Origin of the sequence: Streptomyces sp., from assembly GCF_031181555.1 — a bacterium.
Classification (GTDB): Bacteria; Actinomycetota; Actinomycetes; order Streptomycetales; family Streptomycetaceae; genus Streptomyces; species Streptomyces fimbriatus.
Window position 1 is genome coordinate 1 of sequence record NZ_JAPSKQ010000017.1, and the last position, 16,589, is coordinate 16,589.

The following is a 16,589-nucleotide window of genomic DNA, read 5'->3' on the forward strand; positions in this document are numbered from 1 at the left end:
GCGGCCCGCCGCTCCTGTTCTTCCGATACCGGTTGGCGCCTGCGTGACCTGTGCCGGGAGCGCGGATGTGGGGATGTTGAACGACGTGCGCCCGCGCGGCCGAGGGCCCCACGGGCCGGCCGTGCTCCGGGCGCGCTGCGGTCACTTCGCCGGTGCGCACCGGGCCGGCCGTGCTCGGCACAGGCGCCCGCCGCCACCGCGCGGACGTCGGGAAACCGCTCCCCTCCCTGACGTCCGAAGCTCATGCGGCGCAGACACCCACGGGGTGCGGCAGCCGCCGTCCCCGCGCGGGGTACGAGGCGGGGCCGGGTATGAGCACCACTCCCGGCCCCGCCCGTCCGCCTCGTGCCGGCGAACGTTTCCCTTGTGCGGCCTGCCGCCCTCTCTGTGCTGCCTGCCGCTCCCTCCGTGCGGACCGCCGCTACCTCTTCGCGGCCTTCCGGGTCGCCCGCAGCCACTCCTTGTTCATGTTCGTGATGGAGGTGAGCGGGATGCCCTTCGGGCAGGCGGTGGCGCACTCGCCGGCGAGGGTGCAGCCGCCGAAACCCTCCTCGTCCATCTGCGCCACCATGTCCAGCACCCGGGTCTCGCGCTCGGGCGCGCCCTGCGGCAGGACGTTGAGGTGGTTGATCTTGGCGGAGGTGAACAGCATCGCCGCCCCGTTGGGGCAGGCCGCCACGCAGGCCCCGCAGCCGATGCACTCGGCGTGCTCGAAGGCGAGGTCCGCGTCCGGCTTCGGCACGGGCGTGGCGTGGGCTTCGGGCGCGGAGCCGGTGGGGGCGGTGATGTAGCCGCCGGCCTGGATGATCCGGTCGAAGGCGGACCGGTCGACCACCAGGTCCTTCACGACCGGGAAGGCGGCGGCCCGCCACGGTTCGACGTCGATGGTGTCGCCGTCCTTGAAGGACCGCATGTGCAGCTGGCAGGTGGTGGTGCGCTCGGGCCCGTGGGCGTCGCCGTTGATGACGAGCGAGCAGGCGCCGCAGATGCCCTCGCGGCAGTCGTGGTCGAAGGCGACCGGGTCCTCGCCCTTGAGGATGAGCTCCTCGTTGAGGGTGTCGAGCATCTCCAGGAAGGACATGTCGGGTGAGATGCCGTCCACCTCGTACGTGGACATGGTGCCGTCGGCGTCGGCGTTCTTCTGCCGCCAGACGCGCAGGGTGAGCTTCATGCGTAGCTCCGCTGGGTGGGGTGGACGTACTCGAAGACGAGGTCTTCCTTGTGCAGGGTGGGTGCCGTGCCGGTGCCCGTGAACTCCCAGGCGGCGGCGTACGAGAACTCCTCGTCCTTGCGTTCCGCCTCGCCGTCGGGGGTCTGGGACTCCTCGCGGAAGTGACCGCCGCAGGACTCGGTGCGGTGCAGCGCGTCGAGGCACATCAGCTCGGCGAGTTCGAGGTAGTCGACGATGCGGTTGGCCTTCTCCAGCGACTGGTTGAGCTCCTCGCCGGTGCCGGGCACCTTGATGCGCCGCCAGAACTCCTCGCGGATCTGCGGGATGCGCTCCAGCGCCTTGCGCAGCCCCGCGTCGGAACGGGCCATCCCGCAGAACTCCCACATCAGCTCGCCGAGTTCGCGGTGGAAGGAGTCCGGCGTGCGGTCGCCGTCGACGGACAGCAGCAGGTTCAGCCGGTCCTCGGTCTCGGCCAGCACCTCCTGCACCACCGGGTGGTCGGGGGCGACCTCGTCCTGGTGCGGGTTGCGGGCCAGGTAGTCGTTGATGGTCGCCGGCAGCACGAAGTAGCCGTCGGCCAGGCCCTGCATCAGCGCGGACGCGCCGAGGCGGTTGGCACCGTGGTCGGAGAAGTTGGCCTCGCCGATCGCGAACAGGCCGGGGACGGTGGTCTGCAGGTCGTAGTCGACCCACAGGCCGCCCATCGTGTAGTGCACGGCGGGGTAGATCCGCATCGGCACCTCGTACGGATCCTCGTCGGTGATCCGCTGGTACATGTCGAAGAGGTTGCCGTACTTGGCCTCGACGGCCTTGCGCCCCATCCGCTTGATGGCGTCCGCGAAGTCGAGGTAGACGCCCTGCCCGCCGGGGCCCACTCCCCTGCCCTCGTCGCAGACGTTCTTGGCGGCGCGGGAGGCGATGTCGCGGGGCACCAGGTTGCCGAAGGAGGGGTAGATGCGCTCCAGGTAGTAGTCGCGCTCGTCCTCGGGGATCCTGTTCGGCGGCCGGTCGTCGCCCTTCGCCTTCGGCACCCAGATGCGGCCGTCGTTGCGCAGCGACTCGCTCATCAGCGTCAGCTTGGACTGGTGGTCGCCGGTGCGCGGGATGCAGGTGGGGTGGATCTGCGTGAAGCAGGGGTTGGCGAAGTACGCGCCGCGCCGGTGCGCCCGCCAGACGGCGGTCGCGTTGGAGTTCATGGCGTTCGTCGACAGGTAGAAGACGTTGCCGTAACCGCCGCTCGCCAGGACCACCGCGTCCGCGAAGTACGTGTCGATCTTCCCGGTGACGAGGTCCCGGGCGACGATGCCGCGGGCCCGTCCGTCGACGACGATCAGGTCGAGCATCTCGGTGCGCGGGTGCATCTCCACGTTGCCGGCCGCGATCTGCCTCGACAGCGCCTGATAGGCGCCCAGCAGCAGCTGCTGGCCCGTCTGGCCACGGGCGTAGAAGGTGCGGGAGACCTGAACGCCGCCGAAGGAACGGGTGTCCAGCAGGCCCCCGTACTCGCGGGCGAAGGGCACGCCCTGCGCCACGCACTGGTCGATGATCTCCACGGAGATCTGCGCGAGGCGGTGCACGTTGGACTCGCGGGCGCGGAAGTCACCGCCCTTGACGGTGTCGTAGAACAGGCGGTGGACGGAGTCGCCGTCGTTGCGGTAGTTCTTCGCCGCGTTGATGCCGCCCTGCGCCGCGATGGAGTGGGCCCGGCGCGGGGAGTCCTGGTAGCAGAACTGGACGACCTTGTAGCCCTGTTCGGCGAGCGTGGCCCCGGCGGAGCCGCCGGCCAGGCCGGTGCCGACGACGATGACCGTGTGCTTGCGCCGGTTGGCGGGGTTGACCAGCTTGGCCTCGAAGCGGCGCTTGTCCCAGCGCTCGTGGATCGGGCCGGCGGGGGCCTTGGTGTCGACGACCGGCGCGCCGGTCGTGTAGTCGGTGTAGGAAGTCATGGTCAGCTCACCACTCCGGTCATGACGCCCACGGGTACGGCGAGGAAGCCGGCCGTGAGCAGCAGCGCGAGGACGTTGGCGACGGCCTTCAGGGCGCGGTCGCGGGTACGGCTGCCGACGCCGAGGGTCTGGGCGGCGCTCCAGAAGCCGTGCCGGATGTGCAGGCCGACGGCGAGCATCGCGACGATGTAGATCGCGTTGCCGTACCAGGTGGAGAAGGTGTCCACGACGTTCTGGTAGGGCTTGCCCGCCTCGAAGCCGCCGGAGTGCACGGTGCCGGTGGTCAGGTCCAGGACGTGCCAGACGATGAACAGGCCGAGGATGATCCCGCCCCAGCGCATGGTGCGCGTGGCGTAGCTCGCCCGCGGCTTCTTGTGCACGTACTTGCTGGGCCGCGCCCTGATGTCGCGGCGGCTGAGCTGGTACGCGGAGACGGCGTGGGCGACGACCGCGATCACCAGCACGACGCGGACCAGCCACAGCGTCCACTCGTAGTGCATGAAGGGTTCACCGACGGTGCGCAGCCAGTGCGCGTAGTGGTTGAACTCGCCGGCCCCGAAGAAGATCTTCAGATTGCCGATCATGTGGACGACCAGGTACAGCAGCATGATCAGGCCGCTGACCGCCATCACTGTCTTCTTGCCGACGGTCGAGTCCCACACGGTGCGTGCCATGGACGGCCGTCGGTCCGTCCGCGTTGCCAGAGCCATGTCACCCAACGCTAGGGCCGAAGGACCCTATCGGTCCAAGACATGGTGCGGCTGGTTTCGATAGGGACGCCCTATGATGGAGCCATGCAGTTCCAGCAGCTCCAGTACTTCGTGGCCGTGGCCGAGACCCGGCACTTCACCCGGGCCGCGGAGATGGTCCATGTCGCGCAGCCGTCGCTGTCGCAGCAGATCAAGGCGCTGGAGCGGGAACTGGGAGCGGACCTGTTCCTGCGGGCGCGCGGGAACATCACGCTGACGGACGCGGGCGAGGCGCTGCTGCCGCTGGCCCGGCGGATCCTGGCGGACGCGGACACCGCCCGGCACGAGGTGCAGGAGCTGGTGCAGCTGCGCAGCGGCCGGGTGCGGCTGGGCGCGACGCCGAGTCTGTGCACCGGCCTGCTGCCGGACGTGCTGCGGGCCTTCCACGACCGCTACCCGGGTGTCCGGCTGCTCGTCGAGGAGGGCGGTTCGCACGATCTGGTACGGGAGCTGGCCCGCGGCGCCCTGGACCTGGCCCTGGTCGTCCTGCCCCTGCCGACACCCTCCCCCGCGCTCACCACGGTGGAACTGCTGCGCGAGGACCTGGTGGTGGTGTCCTCCCCGGACGCCCCGGAACCGGGACGGGGGCGGCGCACCGTGCGCATCGCCGACCTGGAGGGGGAACGCCTGGTGATGTTCCGGCACGGTTACGACCTGCGCGAGCTGACCGTGGCCGCGTGCCGCGCGGAGGGCTTCGAGCCGGAGTTCGCGGTGGAGGGCGGCGAGATGGACGCGGTGCTGGGCTTCGTGCGGGCGGGACTGGGCGTCGCCGTCGTCCCGCGCATGGTGGCCGCGCGGTCCGGGCACGGTCTGCGGGTGACGCCCCTGGCCCGCCCGGGCCTGCACCGGACCATCGCCCTGGCCCACCGCAGCGACGTGGCTCCGCCCCGGGCGGCCAGGGAGCTCCAGCGGATGCTGCTGGAGAGATGACCTAGTCGACGTCCGGCGGCACCGGGGTGCCCTGGTGGTAGTACATGCGCCAGCCCGTCTCCTCGTCGCGCTTGCGCCACAGGGAGCTGCGGCGGGCCCGGTGCCCGTCGAAGCGGGTCTCGTACGTGAGGTGCACCAGGCCGGGCGCGAGGAGGACGCCGGTGATCTCCGACGGCTCGTAGACCGGGCCGTCCGCCGCGCTGCCCGGCTTGTCGGGCAGCCCCTCGACCGTGTCCTCGTACGTGTAGCGCCGGCCCGAGGCGCCCACTTCGGTGAACTCCGGGTCCAGCAGACGCACGGCCTCGGTGCGGGAGGAGCGTACGGCGGGGTCCATGAGGCGCAGTTCGCCCTCGATCGCCTCCCTCACCGCGTCCGCTTCGCGGGTTTCGCAGGTCACCCCCACATGATCACCCGCACCCCCGGCATCCCCGCAACCGGGTCACGGCCCTCACCTCGTCGCGTCCACCAGGGTCAGCTCGTGCAGCCGCTCCGGCGGCCCCGGACGGGCGTAGTACCAGCCCTGGGCCGTGTCGCAGCCGAGGATGCGCAACTGCTCGGCCTGGGCTCCCGTCTCCACGCCCTCCACCGTCACCGCCAGGTCGAGGCTGTGGGCCAGCGAGACGATCCCCTCGACGATCTTGAGGTCGACGGGGTCGGCCGGGAACTGCTGCATGCTCTGGGTGAAGGAGCGGTCCAGCTTGAGCACGCTCACCGGGAGCCGGCGCAGATTGGCGAGGTTGGAGTAGCCGGTGCCGAAATCGTCCAGGGCGATGTCGACGCCCATCTCGGCGAGCCGGCGCAGCGGCTTCAGCAGGTCGTCGTCGGCTCCGATCAGCGCCGACTCGGTCACCTCGAGGCACAGCGCGTCCGGCTCCACGCCGGTGCGTTCCAGGATGTCCACGGTGTCCTGGACCAGCCCGGGGTGGGTGAGCTGGCAGGGCGAAAGATTGACGTTGATGCGCAGGGACCCCACGGCCTCCTCGCCGCCGTGCCGTTCCCGCCACTCGCGGGCCTGGCGCACCGACTGCTCGAGTACCCAGCGTCCCAGCGGAACGATCAGCCCCGTGTGCTCGGCGAGCGGGATGAACCGGTCCGGGGACAGGACGCCGTGCTGCGGGTGCAGCCAGCGCACCAGCGCCTCGGCGCCGCGGACGCTCCCGTCGCCGAGGTGCACCAGCGGCTGGTACTCGATGAAGAACTCGCCCCGGTCCAGGGCCGTCGGCAGCGAGGTGGTGAGTCCGTGCCGGGTGATGGCGCGGGCGTCGGCCTCCGGGTCGGCGATCTCGAACCGGTTGCCGCCCGCCGACTTGGCCCGGTACATGGTGATGTCGGCGCTGCGCAGCACCTCCGCCGCGCTGCGTTCCCCGGCCGGTCCCTCGACGATGCCGATGCTGCCGCGCACGGTCAGCTCCCGGCCGTCGACGCTGATGGGGGCGAGCAGCGCGTTCATGATGCGGGCGGCGAGCTCGTCGACCGTGCGCCGGGTGTCGGGGCCGGTGGTCAGCGCCACGAACTCGTCGCCGCCGAGCCGGGCCACCATCTCGCCGGGCGCGGTGGCGCAGGACTGGAGCCGGTCGGCGACCTCGACGAGCAGCCGGTCCCCGGCCGCGTGCCCGAGGCTGTCGTTGACGGTCTTGAAGCCGTCCAGGTCCAGGTAGCACAGGCCGAACCGCTGGCCGTCGCCGGCGTTCAGTGCCTTCTCCAGGCGCTCGAAGAAGAACGTGCGGTTGGGCAGCCCGGTCAGCGCGTCGTGGGTGGCCTCGTAGCGCAGCCGGAGGTTGAGCAGCCGCCGCTCGGTGGTGTCCTCCATGAGGGCGAGCTGGTACTGCGGGGCGCCGTCGGCGTCGCGCAGCAGGGACACCGTCAGGTTGGTCCACAGGACCGTTCCGTCGGGCCGGTTGAACGCTTTTTCGAGGTGGTAGTGCTCGCGCTCGCCGCGCACCAGCTCCTCGTAGAGCTTCCAGGTCTGCGGGGCGTCGTCGGTGTGGGTCCACTCCATGACGTTGCGGCCGCGCAGGGTCTGCTCGGACAGGCCGAACATGCGCCGCAGCGCGCCGTTGACCTGCAGGACGTTGCCGTCCAGGTCGGCGATGCCGATCCCTATGGCCGCGCCTTCGAAGACCGCGCGGAACCTGGCCTCGGTGGCGTGCAGCGCCTGCGCCACCACGCCCTGCGCCTGCAGCGCGGCCTGGGCGATGGACTCCTGCTCGGCCAGGGTCCGCTGCCGCAGCGCCTGCGCGAACCCGGCGGCCATGGCGTGCTGGAGCCTGGCGCAGCGCGCCCGCAGGTCCTCGCGGTCGCCGTCCCCGCCGCAGTACAGGACGAGGTAGGCGTCCACGCAGTCCAGGGTCCGGCTGAGCGCCTCGGGGTCGGTGCAGTGCGCCTCCACCAGCGCGGCGCCGACCGTCCTGCCCGCGTCCGGATCGAAGGTCCTGGCCCGCAGTGCCTCGCTGAGCAGCCGGGCCAGCGGCAGCAGTCGCGCCTCGAACTCCGGCCGGGTCGACGACGTCGAGGTCACCGGGAAGACCGCCCGGCTCCAGATCGTCGCGAACCGGCGCAGTCTGTCCTCCGGCCCGTCCGGTTCCACGCTCACGCCGTACGCCCCACGCCCGCGAAACCGGAGAAGGCGTAGGGATCCTCCTCCTCCGGTGCGGTGTCCGGCCGCCACCGCGGCATCGGCACCAGTCCGGGTTCCACCATGTCGTACCCCTCGAAGAACCGCGCGATCTCGTCGCGCGAGCGCATGATCAGCGGGTTGCGGATGTCCCTGTACACGTCCACCGCGCCCTCGGCCCGGTCCGGCGGCAGCGGGATTCCCTCGTACGAGGCATGGGTGAGCACGAGCAGGCTGCCGGGCGCAAGGGCCTCGCGCAGTTCGGTCACCGCCGCGTACGGGTCGTCCGCGTCTTCCACGAAGTGCAGTATGGCAACGAGAAGCAGCGCCACCGGCCGATTCAGGTCGATCAGCCGCCGCACTTCGGGACTGTCCAGGATCTCCCGGGGCTTGCGGAGGTCCGCGGCCACGACGTCCGCGCCGTCGTTGCCCTCCAGAACGGCCTGGCTGTGTGCCACGGCCACCGGGTCGTGGTCGACGTACACCACGCGCGCGGCCGGGTCGGCCGCCTGGGCCACCTCGTGGACGTTGCCGAAGGTCGGAATGCCGGAGCCGATGTCCAGGAACTGGGTGATGCCCTCGTCGACCGCGAAACGCACCGCCCGCCGCATGAAGGCACGATTCGCCTGCATGATCTTGGGCAGCCCCGGCATGAACTCCATGGCCTTGCGGGCCGCTTCCCGGTCGACCTCGAAGTTGTGCGAACCGCCCAGGTAGTAGTCGTACATCCGGGAAACGCTCGGCACCGAGATGTCGATGCTCCGTGGGGCCCAGGCGGGACGTTCCATGTACCTCTCCAAGGCTCAGGCGATCCGGTGTTCGAGCAGAGGCTACTGATCGCCCGCCAAAGGAGCGACCCCAAACGGAAATTGACCATCCGTTCCCGGTCACTGCCAGTGGCACGTGCCTAATTGGCACCCCTGTGGATGCACACGGAAAGTGCCCGCGGCATTCCGGAGAGTTCCGGTACGCCCGGGAGTTCTCGGGAACACTCGGCGGTTCGAGGAGAAGAGCACCGATAATTCCACGAGTTCCGGTGAACCACGACAAAACGGTCCGCCCCTCCGCGGGCTGCGGAGGGGCGGACCCGGGGCCGGCGGCGTCGGAGCGGACGACACCCTGGGGAGGTTGCTACTTCTCCGACGCGCCGACCGGCTTCCCGTCGGGCCGCACGGCATACCAGGTGCCGCCGACGCCCTGACCGTTGGTGTCGCCGGGAGCCTTGTCACCGGCGAAGGTGTAGACGGGCCAGCAGTCGATCGTCTGCTGGTCGGCGCCGTCCGGGCGGGTGAAGGTCATGTAGCCCTTCTTCTGGATGCCCTTGGTGTCCTCGAAGGCGACCGGCGACACCACCGGCCACTTCTCCAGGCAGGCGCCGGTGCAGGCCGACACGGGCTTCGGCCAGGCCTCGTCCTTCATGAAGCGGTAGACGGTCATGCCGTTGCGGTCGACGACGATCTCCCCGAGCTCCGGGTCCTGGCGGGTGGACAGGCCGGGCCGCTCGGCCGCCTGCGCCTTCTTGCCCTCGGGGTTCAGCGCGTACCACTTGCCGCCCACGCCCTGGCCCTTGACGTCACCGGCGTTGACGTCCTTGGCATAGCGGTAGGCCGGCCAGCCGCCGACGGTGAGCTGCTTGGTGCCGTCGGCCCGGACGACCTCACCGAGCAGCGACTCGTCGATCCCCTCGCCGGCCGTGGCGTCGTCGGCGGGCACCGGCGGCCAGGTCTTGGCGCAGTCGCCGTCGCAGTTGGACCTGGGCGGCTCCGCGGCGTCCTGGTCGAAGCGGTACAGGGTCAGGCCCAGGCTGTCGGTCACCACCTCGCCGAGTTCGGCGTTGGTGGAGACGGCCAGCTCACCCGCCGCGCCGGACGGGCTCTGCGAGGTCTGGGCGCCGCTGCCCGCCTTGTCGGCCCCGGCGCCGATGCCGGCGTAGTCCCCGGCACCCGCCGTGGCGCCGACGTTCTGGCTGTCGGCCTGTGGCGGAGCCTCCTGACCGCATGCCGTCGTCAGGGCCAGCACCGCTGCGGCGCTCGCCACGAGCGAGGCGGTCCGCCAGGTGGTCTTCATCGTCAACTCCACATCATCGCAAGGGTGTTGCAGCGCCCTGCTGTGCCGCCGCTCGACGATGGGTACGCACGGGAGCACCGGCGGTGTTCAACGGGGGCCCGGATTTCTTTCCGGAGCCTTCGATTCCGTCAACGTTCACCGGAAGTGACTCCTTTCGGGGTAATCATCCGACTCCCGGGCGCGCCCCGGCGGATCACACCTCATGATCATCGTCGTGCAAGCATTCGTACCGACCCAATCCCGCGCCGGCGCCCGCGTGTTGGCCGTGGCGACGCTGATCTGGTCACTCGCCGGGATGCCCGGTGCGGCGGTGGCCGACGCCTGCGCGTACGCCTCGACGGGGCCGGGCGGCACGGAGGCGGTGGCGGTCGCGGGAAGCGCCTCCTGGCCGCTGCCCCCACCCTGCGCACCGCCCCCGCCGTCCCCCAGCCCCACCCCCACGCCCAGCCCCACCCCCACTCCCACGCCGGTACCCCCGCCTCCGCCTCCGCCCCCGCCGGAGCCGACGCCGCCCCCGCCTCCCCCACCGAGACCCGCCCCCACCCCGGAACCCGAGCCGCCACCCCCGTCGCCCCCGCCCGCCGCCCGCCCGGCGCCGCCTCCCGCCCGGCCCGCGCCCACGCCCCCGCCGTCGCAGCGCCCCTCGCCGCCCCCGGCACCGTCGGTCACGCCCGAGCCCTCTCCGTCCGCGACCCCCGTGCACTACCCGCCGTACCGGGCGGCACCGGCCCGGCGGCCCTCCCGCAGCACCACGTCACCGCTCACCTTCGTCCTGCTCATCACGACACCCGCGGTGGTCGCCGTCGCCGCGCTGCGCCCGCGCTGAACCCGACCGCTCCTGCCCGACCGCTCCTGGAGGCACCTCTTGCCGGAATGGCTTGTTCTCACCCTCGCGATGCTGGCCGCCTGTGCCGTGGTGGTCGTCATCACCCTCGTACGGCACCGCCGGGCGGCCGACGACGAGGATCCCAGCGAGACCCCGGACGTCATCGAGTACATGACGATGTGGATCGGTGTGGTGTACGCCATCGTCCTGGGCCTCGCCATCGCCGGCGTCTGGGAGGGGCGCAGCGCCGCCCAGGAGCACGTGCGGGCGGAGGCGGTGGCACTGCACGAGATCTCGGAGCGGGTGCGGGTCTACCCCGCCGAGGTCCGCGACCGCATCCGGGACGATGTCAACGCCTATGTCGGACACGTCGTCACCACCGAGTGGCGGACCATGGCGGACGACGGCCGGGTCACCGAACGCGGCACCGAACTGCTCGACCGGGTCCGCCGCGACGTCACCGACTACCGGCCGCGGACGGACTTCGAGGCGCAGGCCTACCAGCCGCTCGTGGACCAGGTCGCCGCCGCCGACCAGGCCCGCAGCGCGCGGGCGGAGTCGACCGGGGAGACCATGCCGGGCGTGGTGTGGTTCGGCCTGGTCACCGGGGCCGTCGTCACCATCGGGATGATCTTCGCGCTGCAGATCCGGCGCACCACCCGCGAACTGGTCCTCGCCGGGCTGTTCTCCGCACTGATCGCCTTCCTGCTCTTCCTCATCTGGGACTTCGACGCCCCCTACAGCCGGGGCATCGCCGCGTCGGCGGACCCGTTCCTGCGGCTCTTCCCGCACATCGGGGACTGAGCTTCGCCCCGGATCCGGTGGGGATCCGGGGCGAAGTCCTCTCGTCACGTGCGGAACGGCTGCCCGGAGGGGAACGGCGGCTCAGATGTGCTTCTCGGCGCGGCGGCGCATCCAGAAGACACCGCCGCCGACGACCGCCGCGGCCACCAGCCCGCCGCCGATGGCGATGTCGGTCGGCGTCGCCCCGCTGGTGCTGCTGCCGCCGATGCCGCCGCGGACGCCGCCGATGACGGTGAAGGCGGCCGGCCGGGTCAGGCTCCTGCCGGAGCAGTGGACCGTGATGTCGTACGAACCGGCGCGGGCGTCGTCGTTGACGGTGGCGGTGCCCTTCGCGGTGTCGTTGCCACCGCGGATGGGCGTCAGGTTCGTCTTCGGGAACGCGTTGGAGGTCGCCGTGCCTCCGTGGGGGCAGCCGTCGACCGTGATGGTCAGCTGGCCACCGGGGGCGATGACGCTGGGCAGGGCGACGATGTTGGACGGACTGGGAACCCGCCCGGCGTCCGCGACGGCCGCCGGGGCGGTGACCCCGAGGACGGCGACCGCGGCGCCCGCGGCCGCCAGGGCACGTGAGTTGCGCATGTGATCCTCCGCGGAAGACGCCCCGGGTCCCGTCCCCGGTCGATCGGCGAGAAAACGTCTCCCGGAAAGACCCTCAGTTGCGGTGCCCGGGCCCGCATTTCGGGAATGGTCCGTACTGGTGAGACCGCATCCCGCGAAAGGCCGTGGGAGGGAGATATCACCGCAGGTCACGGGCCGTCAGAAAATCTTCGTCCGGCGCCACCCCGGATGGCGCACCCCCCGCCGCGGCGGCCACCCGTTCGCCGCCGCCCCGTCGCCGGTTCCGCGCGCGGCGCTTAGCGTTCTGATATGCGCGAGCGACACGGTGACGGCCGTGTCGAGAGGGGAAGGCGAATGTCTGCTTTCTGGCCGGCCGAAGCCGAGGAGGAAGAGGCGCCGCGGAGGAAGCGCGCCCCCTGGGGCGTGATAGCGCTGGTTCTGCTCACCGGCCTCGCGCTCATCCGGAACGGTTCGGGGGAATTCGACGTGGGTCCGCCGCAGCCGGCCAGCGCGGCCGCCGCCGACAGCCAGGCAGCCGACAGCGCTGTGGCCGGCGCGGTCCAGCCGCTGCCGTACGCGGTACCGGACCGGGTCAGGATCCCGGCGATCCAGGTCGACGCGCCGATCATGCCGGTGGGGCTGGACGCGGAGGGCTGGGTGGACGCGCCACCGCCCCAGGACCCGAATCTGGCGGGCTGGTTCACCGGCGCCGTCTCGCCCGGCGAGAAGGGCACGGCGGTCGTCGTCGGCCATGTCGACAACCACCAGGGACCGGCCGTGTTCTACGGACTCGGAGCGCTGAAGAAGGGAAATCGCGTCGAGATCGCGCGCAAGGACGCGAAGACGGCCGTATTCGAGATCTACGGCATCGAGGTCTTCGCGAAGAACAACTTTCCCGGCGACCGGGTCTACGCCTCCAAGGGGACCGCGGAATTGCGGGTCATCACCTGCGGCGGTGCTTTCTCCGAGCAGAACGGTTACGACGGGAACGTCGTCGCCTTCGCCCGCCTGGTCGAGGTGCGCTGAGCGGTCCTGTGTCCGGGCGGGCGGGGACCGCTCAGGCGTACTGCCGGCGGGGCACGGTGATCCGGTACCCCGAGTCCAGCAGTTCGGGCAGATAGGCGCGCAGGGCCCGCACGCTCTGGGAGCGGTCGCCCCCGGCGTCGTGCGAGAGCACCACGACACCGGGGGCGGCGCCGTCCGTCACCCGGTCGACGATGGTGCGGGTGCCGGGCGTGGTCCAGTCGAGGGTGTCGACCGTCCAGGCCAGGGGCTCCATGCCCAGTTCGGCTCCGAGCTGGAAGGCGGCGCGGTTCCAGGCCCCGTACGGCGCGCGGAACCATTCGGGGCGTTCGCCGCAGGCCGTCTCGACGACGTCGCTGGTGCGTTCCATCTCCGAGCGGATCCGGCCGCGGCCCAGGCGGGTGAGCAGGGGGTGCGACCAGGTGTGGTTGCCGACGACGTGCCCCTCGTCGGCCATCCGGACCAGCAGGTCCCTGTTCCCGGCCGCCATCTCCCCGCACACGAAGAACATCGCCCGCACCTCGTACCGGGCCAGTGTGTCCAGGATGTCCGGGGTGTAGCGGGGATCGGGGCCGTCGTCGAAGGTCAGCACCATGATGCGGCCGCGCCCGGACAGGCGCAGCAGCGGTGCGCCGCGCACCGGGGTCCGGCCGGCCACGGTGCCCGGCGGGCCGTAACCGGTCAGGGGCTGGAGGCGGTACGCGGAGGGCTTGAGCGGGCGGCGGGCGGCCTGGGCGCCGGTGGCGGGCACGGCCGGCCGGGCGGCCCGGTCCCCGGTGCCGGTCGCGAGCACTCCGGCCGCACCGGCCGCGCCCAGGGCGGCGGCGCCGGCGACCAACGCCCGGCGGCGCGTGAGCAACTGATCCTTCTGCATGACTCATCAGTCGCCCCGCGGAAGGCCGGCGCCCCCCGGCGGTACCGGGTCGGCGGCACGATTCCACCCGCTCGGCCCACCGGTCGGCCGCGGCGCCGGCCGTGGGCGGGACACCGGCCGTGGGCGCGTCGGCCGGTGCGGTGGTGTCCGATAGCCTCGCCGGTGTGACGCACCAGCCCTCCCCCCGGTTCGAACGGGGCACGGACGGTCCCAAGGTGATCGTCGTCGGAGTGGACGGCTCCGACTCCTCGCTGCGCGCGGCGGCGTACGCCTCCGGGCTGGCCCGGCGCCAGGGTGCGCTGCTCGCGGCGGTGTACGTGCAGCCGGTGATGGCCGCCGGCGCCGCGCTCGGTGCGCCGATCGCCGACGTGACCGAGGAGATCGCCGAGGACCTGGCGGCGCAGATCCGGGACGCGGCCGAGCGGGTGAGGGGGATCTCCGGCCTCCGCTGGGAGTTCCACACGTTCCGCGGCGACCCCTACAACGGCCTGGTGAAGGCGGCGGACGACCTCAAGGCGGACGCGGTCGTGGTGGGCGCCTCCGAGCGGGCGGGCCACCGGATCGTCGGGTCGGTCGCGGTGCGGCTGGTGAAGGCGGGGCGCTGGCCGGTGACGGTGGTGCCGTAGGGCTGGAGCGTGCCCGCGACGTGCGTGGCGCCTTCCGTCGGCGACCCGGTGGGGGCATCATGATCCGCCGTCAGCCGTTTGCCTGTCGCAAAGAGGTGAGGCGCATGGCCGGGTTCCGGATGGGTGAGGGAATTCTCCGCCGCAAACCCATCGAGCACATCGAGGAAACGGAAGTCGGCGAGGGCACGCGGCTGGAGCGCACCCTGGGTCTGGGGCAGCTGACCGCGATCGGCGTGGGCGGCATCATCGGCGCCGGCATCTTCACGCTCGCGGGGACCGTGGCCAACGGCACGGCCGGGCCGGCGGTGCTGATCTCGTTCCTCATCGCGGGTGTCGCCAGCGCCGCCGCCGCGCTGTCGTACGCGGAGTTCGCGGGTCTGATCCCGAAGGCGGGTTCGGCGTACACCTACGGCTACGCGGTGCTCGGTGAGCTCGCGGGCTGGTTCATCGGCTGGGACCTGCTGCTGGAGTACACCGCGATCGTGGCGGTGGTCGCGATCGGCATCTCCGGCTACTTCAGCTTCCTGGTGAACGAGATGGGCGCCGATCTGCCGAACTGGATGCTGGGCGCGCCGGGCACCGGCGACGGTCACCGCGTCGACCTGTTCGCGGCGCTGCTGTGTCTGCTCATCGCCTTCCTGCTGAACCTCGGCATCAAGAACGCGGCCCGTTTCGAGACGGTGGTCGTGGTGCTGAAGGTCCTGGTGGTGCTGCTGGTGATCGCGGTCGGCGTGTTCCACGTCGACACCACGAACTACAACCCGTTCTTCCCGTACGGGGTCGGCGGGGCGTTCACCGGCGCGGCGACGGTGTTCTTCGCGGTGTTCGGCTACGACGCGATGTCGACGGCGGCCGAGGAGTCCAAGGACGCGCAGCGGCACATGCCGAAGGCGATCATCTACTCGCTCGCCATCTCGATGGTCCTGTACGTGGCGGCCTGCCTGGTGCTGACGGGCATGCAGGACTACCGGGACATCGACCCGGAGAGCGGCTTCTCCACCGCGTTCAAGTCGGCGGGCCTGGGCGGGCTCGCGAACCTGATCGCGGTGGGCGCCATCATCGGCATCCTCACGGTGATGTTCACGTTCATGCTGGGTGTGACGCGTGTCTGGTTCGCCATGTCGCGGGACGGGCTGCTGCCCCGCTGGTTCGCCAAGACCCATCCGACGCGGCACGTGCCCACGCGGGTCACCTGGATCGTCGGGGTGGGGTCGGCCGCCATCGCCGGGTTCCTGCCGATCGGCGAGGCGGCCGAACTCACCAACATCGGCATCCTGCTGGCGTTCGTGGTGGTGTGCACGGCGGTGATCGTGCTGCGCTACCGGCAGCCCGAGCTGCCGCGCACCTTCCGCACGCCGTGGATGCCGGTGGTGCCGGCGCTGGGTGTGGTCTTCTCGATCTGGCTGATCACGTTCCTGCAGTGGCAGACCTGGGCGCGGTTCGCCGTGTGGTTCGCACTCGGGCTGGTGATCTACTTCGCGTACTCCTACCGGCGCTCGGAGCTGGCGCGGCGTTAGGAGACGGCCAGGAGCGTCAGAGAGCGCCCAGGAAGTCCAGGAGGACGCGGTTGAAGACCTCGGGGCGTTCCATGTTCGGGTAGTGGCCGGTGCCGTCGATGGTCACGGACCGGCCGTCGGGGACGGCACCGGCGAGCCGCTCGGCCGCGGCGTGCATGTCGTCGGGTTCGAGGCCGCCGTTGACGGTGAGCACCGGGACGCCGATCTGCGGCAGGCGGGCCCAGGAGCCGGTCACGGGTACGTGCTGGTCCTTCTCGTCCGGTGTGTGCTTCGAGAGCGTGTGGAGGGCCATCTCGCGCAGCCGGCGCAGGATGTCCGGGTCGATGTCGCCGGCGGTCCGGTGCGGGCCGGGCGCGACGCTCAGGAAGGCCTTGAGCCAGCCCTCGATGTCACCGGCGCCCAGCGCCCGGGCGCTTTCGGCCTGGATCTCCCGGTGCCAGGGATCGGTGTACTGGAAGTCTCCGGTCGCGGCGCCGCAGGTGACCACCGCGCGGACGAGTTCCGGGTGCTCCAGCACCGTGTCGGTGGCGATCACGCCGCCCATCGACAGGCCGACGAGGACCGCGGGTCCGGCGCCGGCATGGCGCAGCAGACCGGCGAGGTCGTCGGCCCAGCGGAACGGCTCGGTCGCGTTGGCCGAGGACCCGTGGCCGCGGACGTCCGGCGCGATCACCCGGTAGTGGGCGGCGAGGGCCGGAATCTGGGCGTCCCAGACGCGGTGGTCCACGTATCCGGAGTGGATCAGGACGACAGGGTCACCGGATCCGGTGTCGAGGTAGGCGAGGTCGCCGTCGGAGGAGGCGAAGGAGCGGAGTTCGGAAGCGCCATTCATGACAACCAAGGTGTCATTTTCCGAGAGGTTTGGCAACCAAGGTGTCATGATG

The 16,589-nt window shown here is 71.4% G+C and carries 16 protein-coding genes; 6 read left to right on the top strand and 10 right to left on the bottom strand.

The features are described from left to right. Window positions 1–421: 421 nt before the first annotated feature. Genes RIM90_RS06095 through RIM90_RS06105 form a run of 3 tightly spaced genes read right to left on the bottom strand, consistent with a single transcriptional unit; the run spans window position 422 to window position 3,791 of the window. Complete coding sequence (locus RIM90_RS06095; RefSeq protein WP_309059524.1) at window positions 422–1,171, bottom strand: succinate dehydrogenase/fumarate reductase iron-sulfur subunit; 750 nt, start codon at window positions 1,169–1,171, stop codon at window positions 422–424. Beyond that, window positions 1,168–3,117, bottom strand: a complete 1,950-nt coding sequence (locus tag RIM90_RS06100) for a fumarate reductase/succinate dehydrogenase flavoprotein subunit (protein WP_309059525.1) — start codon at window positions 3,115–3,117, stop codon at window positions 1,168–1,170. The genes RIM90_RS06095 and RIM90_RS06100 overlap by 4 nt, the downstream gene beginning before the upstream one ends. 2 nt (window positions 3,118–3,119) lie before the next feature. Then, window positions 3,120–3,791 (bottom strand): succinate dehydrogenase, encoded by a 672-nt coding sequence (locus tag RIM90_RS06105; RefSeq protein ID WP_309059526.1) that lies wholly within the window; start codon window positions 3,789–3,791, stop codon window positions 3,120–3,122. A 120-nt stretch (window positions 3,792–3,911) separates the two neighbouring features. On the opposite strand from RIM90_RS06105, the gene RIM90_RS06110 reads away from it, so the two are divergent. Further along, a complete protein-coding gene (locus tag RIM90_RS06110) occupies window positions 3,912–4,796 on the top strand; it encodes a LysR substrate-binding domain-containing protein (protein WP_309059527.1) in 885 nt (294 codons plus the stop codon). 1 nt (window position 4,797) lies between these two features. On the opposite strand, the gene RIM90_RS06115 is transcribed toward RIM90_RS06110, so the two are convergent. The 4 genes from RIM90_RS06115 to RIM90_RS06130 all read right to left on the bottom strand — a co-directional run bounded on the left by RIM90_RS06115 (window position 4,798) and on the right by RIM90_RS06130 (window position 9,477). Next, the gene (locus RIM90_RS06115; RefSeq protein ID WP_309059574.1) at window positions 4,798–5,130 is read right to left on the bottom strand and encodes a DUF4440 domain-containing protein; all 333 of its coding nucleotides are present in this window, start codon (window positions 5,128–5,130) and stop codon (window positions 4,798–4,800) included. Between the two features lie 114 nt (window positions 5,131–5,244). Then, complete coding sequence (locus RIM90_RS06120; RefSeq protein ID WP_309059528.1) at window positions 5,245–7,389, bottom strand: EAL domain-containing protein; 2,145 nt, start codon at window positions 7,387–7,389, stop codon at window positions 5,245–5,247. Then, window positions 7,386–8,198 carry an SAM-dependent methyltransferase gene (locus RIM90_RS06125; protein ID WP_309059529.1) on the bottom strand — a complete coding sequence of 271 codons (813 nt, stop codon included), beginning with the start codon at window positions 8,196–8,198 and terminating at the stop codon, window positions 7,386–7,388. The genes RIM90_RS06120 and RIM90_RS06125 overlap by 4 nt, the downstream gene beginning before the upstream one ends. 343 nt (window positions 8,199–8,541) lie before the next feature. Continuing rightward, window positions 8,542–9,477, bottom strand: coding sequence for an SCO0930 family lipoprotein (locus tag RIM90_RS06130; RefSeq protein ID WP_309059575.1), 936 nt, complete (start codon window positions 9,475–9,477; stop codon window positions 8,542–8,544). Between the two features lie 697 nt (window positions 9,478–10,174). Here RIM90_RS06130 and RIM90_RS06135 point away from each other — a divergent pair. Both RIM90_RS06135 and RIM90_RS06140 read left to right on the top strand, forming a co-directional pair. Next, window positions 10,175–10,303 (top strand): hypothetical protein, encoded by a 129-nt coding sequence (locus RIM90_RS06135; protein ID WP_309059530.1) that lies wholly within the window; start codon window positions 10,175–10,177, stop codon window positions 10,301–10,303. A 39-nt stretch (window positions 10,304–10,342) separates the two neighbouring features. Then, window positions 10,343–11,107, top strand: coding sequence for a DUF4239 domain-containing protein (locus RIM90_RS06140; RefSeq protein ID WP_309059531.1), 765 nt, complete (start codon window positions 10,343–10,345; stop codon window positions 11,105–11,107). A gap of 81 nt (window positions 11,108–11,188) precedes the next feature. Here the strand turns inward: RIM90_RS06140 and RIM90_RS06145 are convergent, their stop codons facing one another. Continuing rightward, complete coding sequence (locus RIM90_RS06145; protein ID WP_309059532.1) at window positions 11,189–11,686, bottom strand: hypothetical protein; 498 nt, start codon at window positions 11,684–11,686, stop codon at window positions 11,189–11,191. A 333-nt stretch (window positions 11,687–12,019) separates the two neighbouring features. On the opposite strand from RIM90_RS06145, the gene RIM90_RS06150 reads away from it, so the two are divergent. Beyond that, a complete protein-coding gene (locus RIM90_RS06150) occupies window positions 12,020–12,691 on the top strand; it encodes a class F sortase (RefSeq protein ID WP_309059533.1) in 672 nt (223 codons plus the stop codon). A 31-nt stretch (window positions 12,692–12,722) separates the two neighbouring features. On the opposite strand, the gene RIM90_RS06155 is transcribed toward RIM90_RS06150, so the two are convergent. Next, window positions 12,723–13,562, bottom strand: coding sequence for a polysaccharide deacetylase family protein (locus tag RIM90_RS06155; RefSeq protein ID WP_309059534.1), 840 nt, complete (start codon window positions 13,560–13,562; stop codon window positions 12,723–12,725). Between the two features lie 164 nt (window positions 13,563–13,726). Between RIM90_RS06155 and RIM90_RS06160 the strand changes: the two genes are divergently transcribed. Next, complete coding sequence (locus tag RIM90_RS06160) at window positions 13,727–14,188, top strand: universal stress protein (protein ID WP_309059535.1); 462 nt, start codon at window positions 13,727–13,729, stop codon at window positions 14,186–14,188. Between the two features lie 104 nt (window positions 14,189–14,292). Continuing rightward, window positions 14,293–15,705 carry an amino acid permease gene (locus RIM90_RS06165; RefSeq protein ID WP_309059536.1) on the top strand — a complete coding sequence of 471 codons (1,413 nt, stop codon included), beginning with the start codon at window positions 14,293–14,295 and terminating at the stop codon, window positions 15,703–15,705. Between the two features lie 16 nt (window positions 15,706–15,721). Here RIM90_RS06165 and RIM90_RS06170 read toward each other — a convergent pair whose 3' ends face one another. Further along, window positions 15,722–16,537: an alpha/beta hydrolase gene (locus RIM90_RS06170; protein ID WP_309059537.1), complete on the bottom strand. Its 816-nt coding sequence runs from the start codon at window positions 16,535–16,537 to the stop codon at window positions 15,722–15,724. Window positions 16,538–16,589 lie beyond the last annotated feature (52 nt).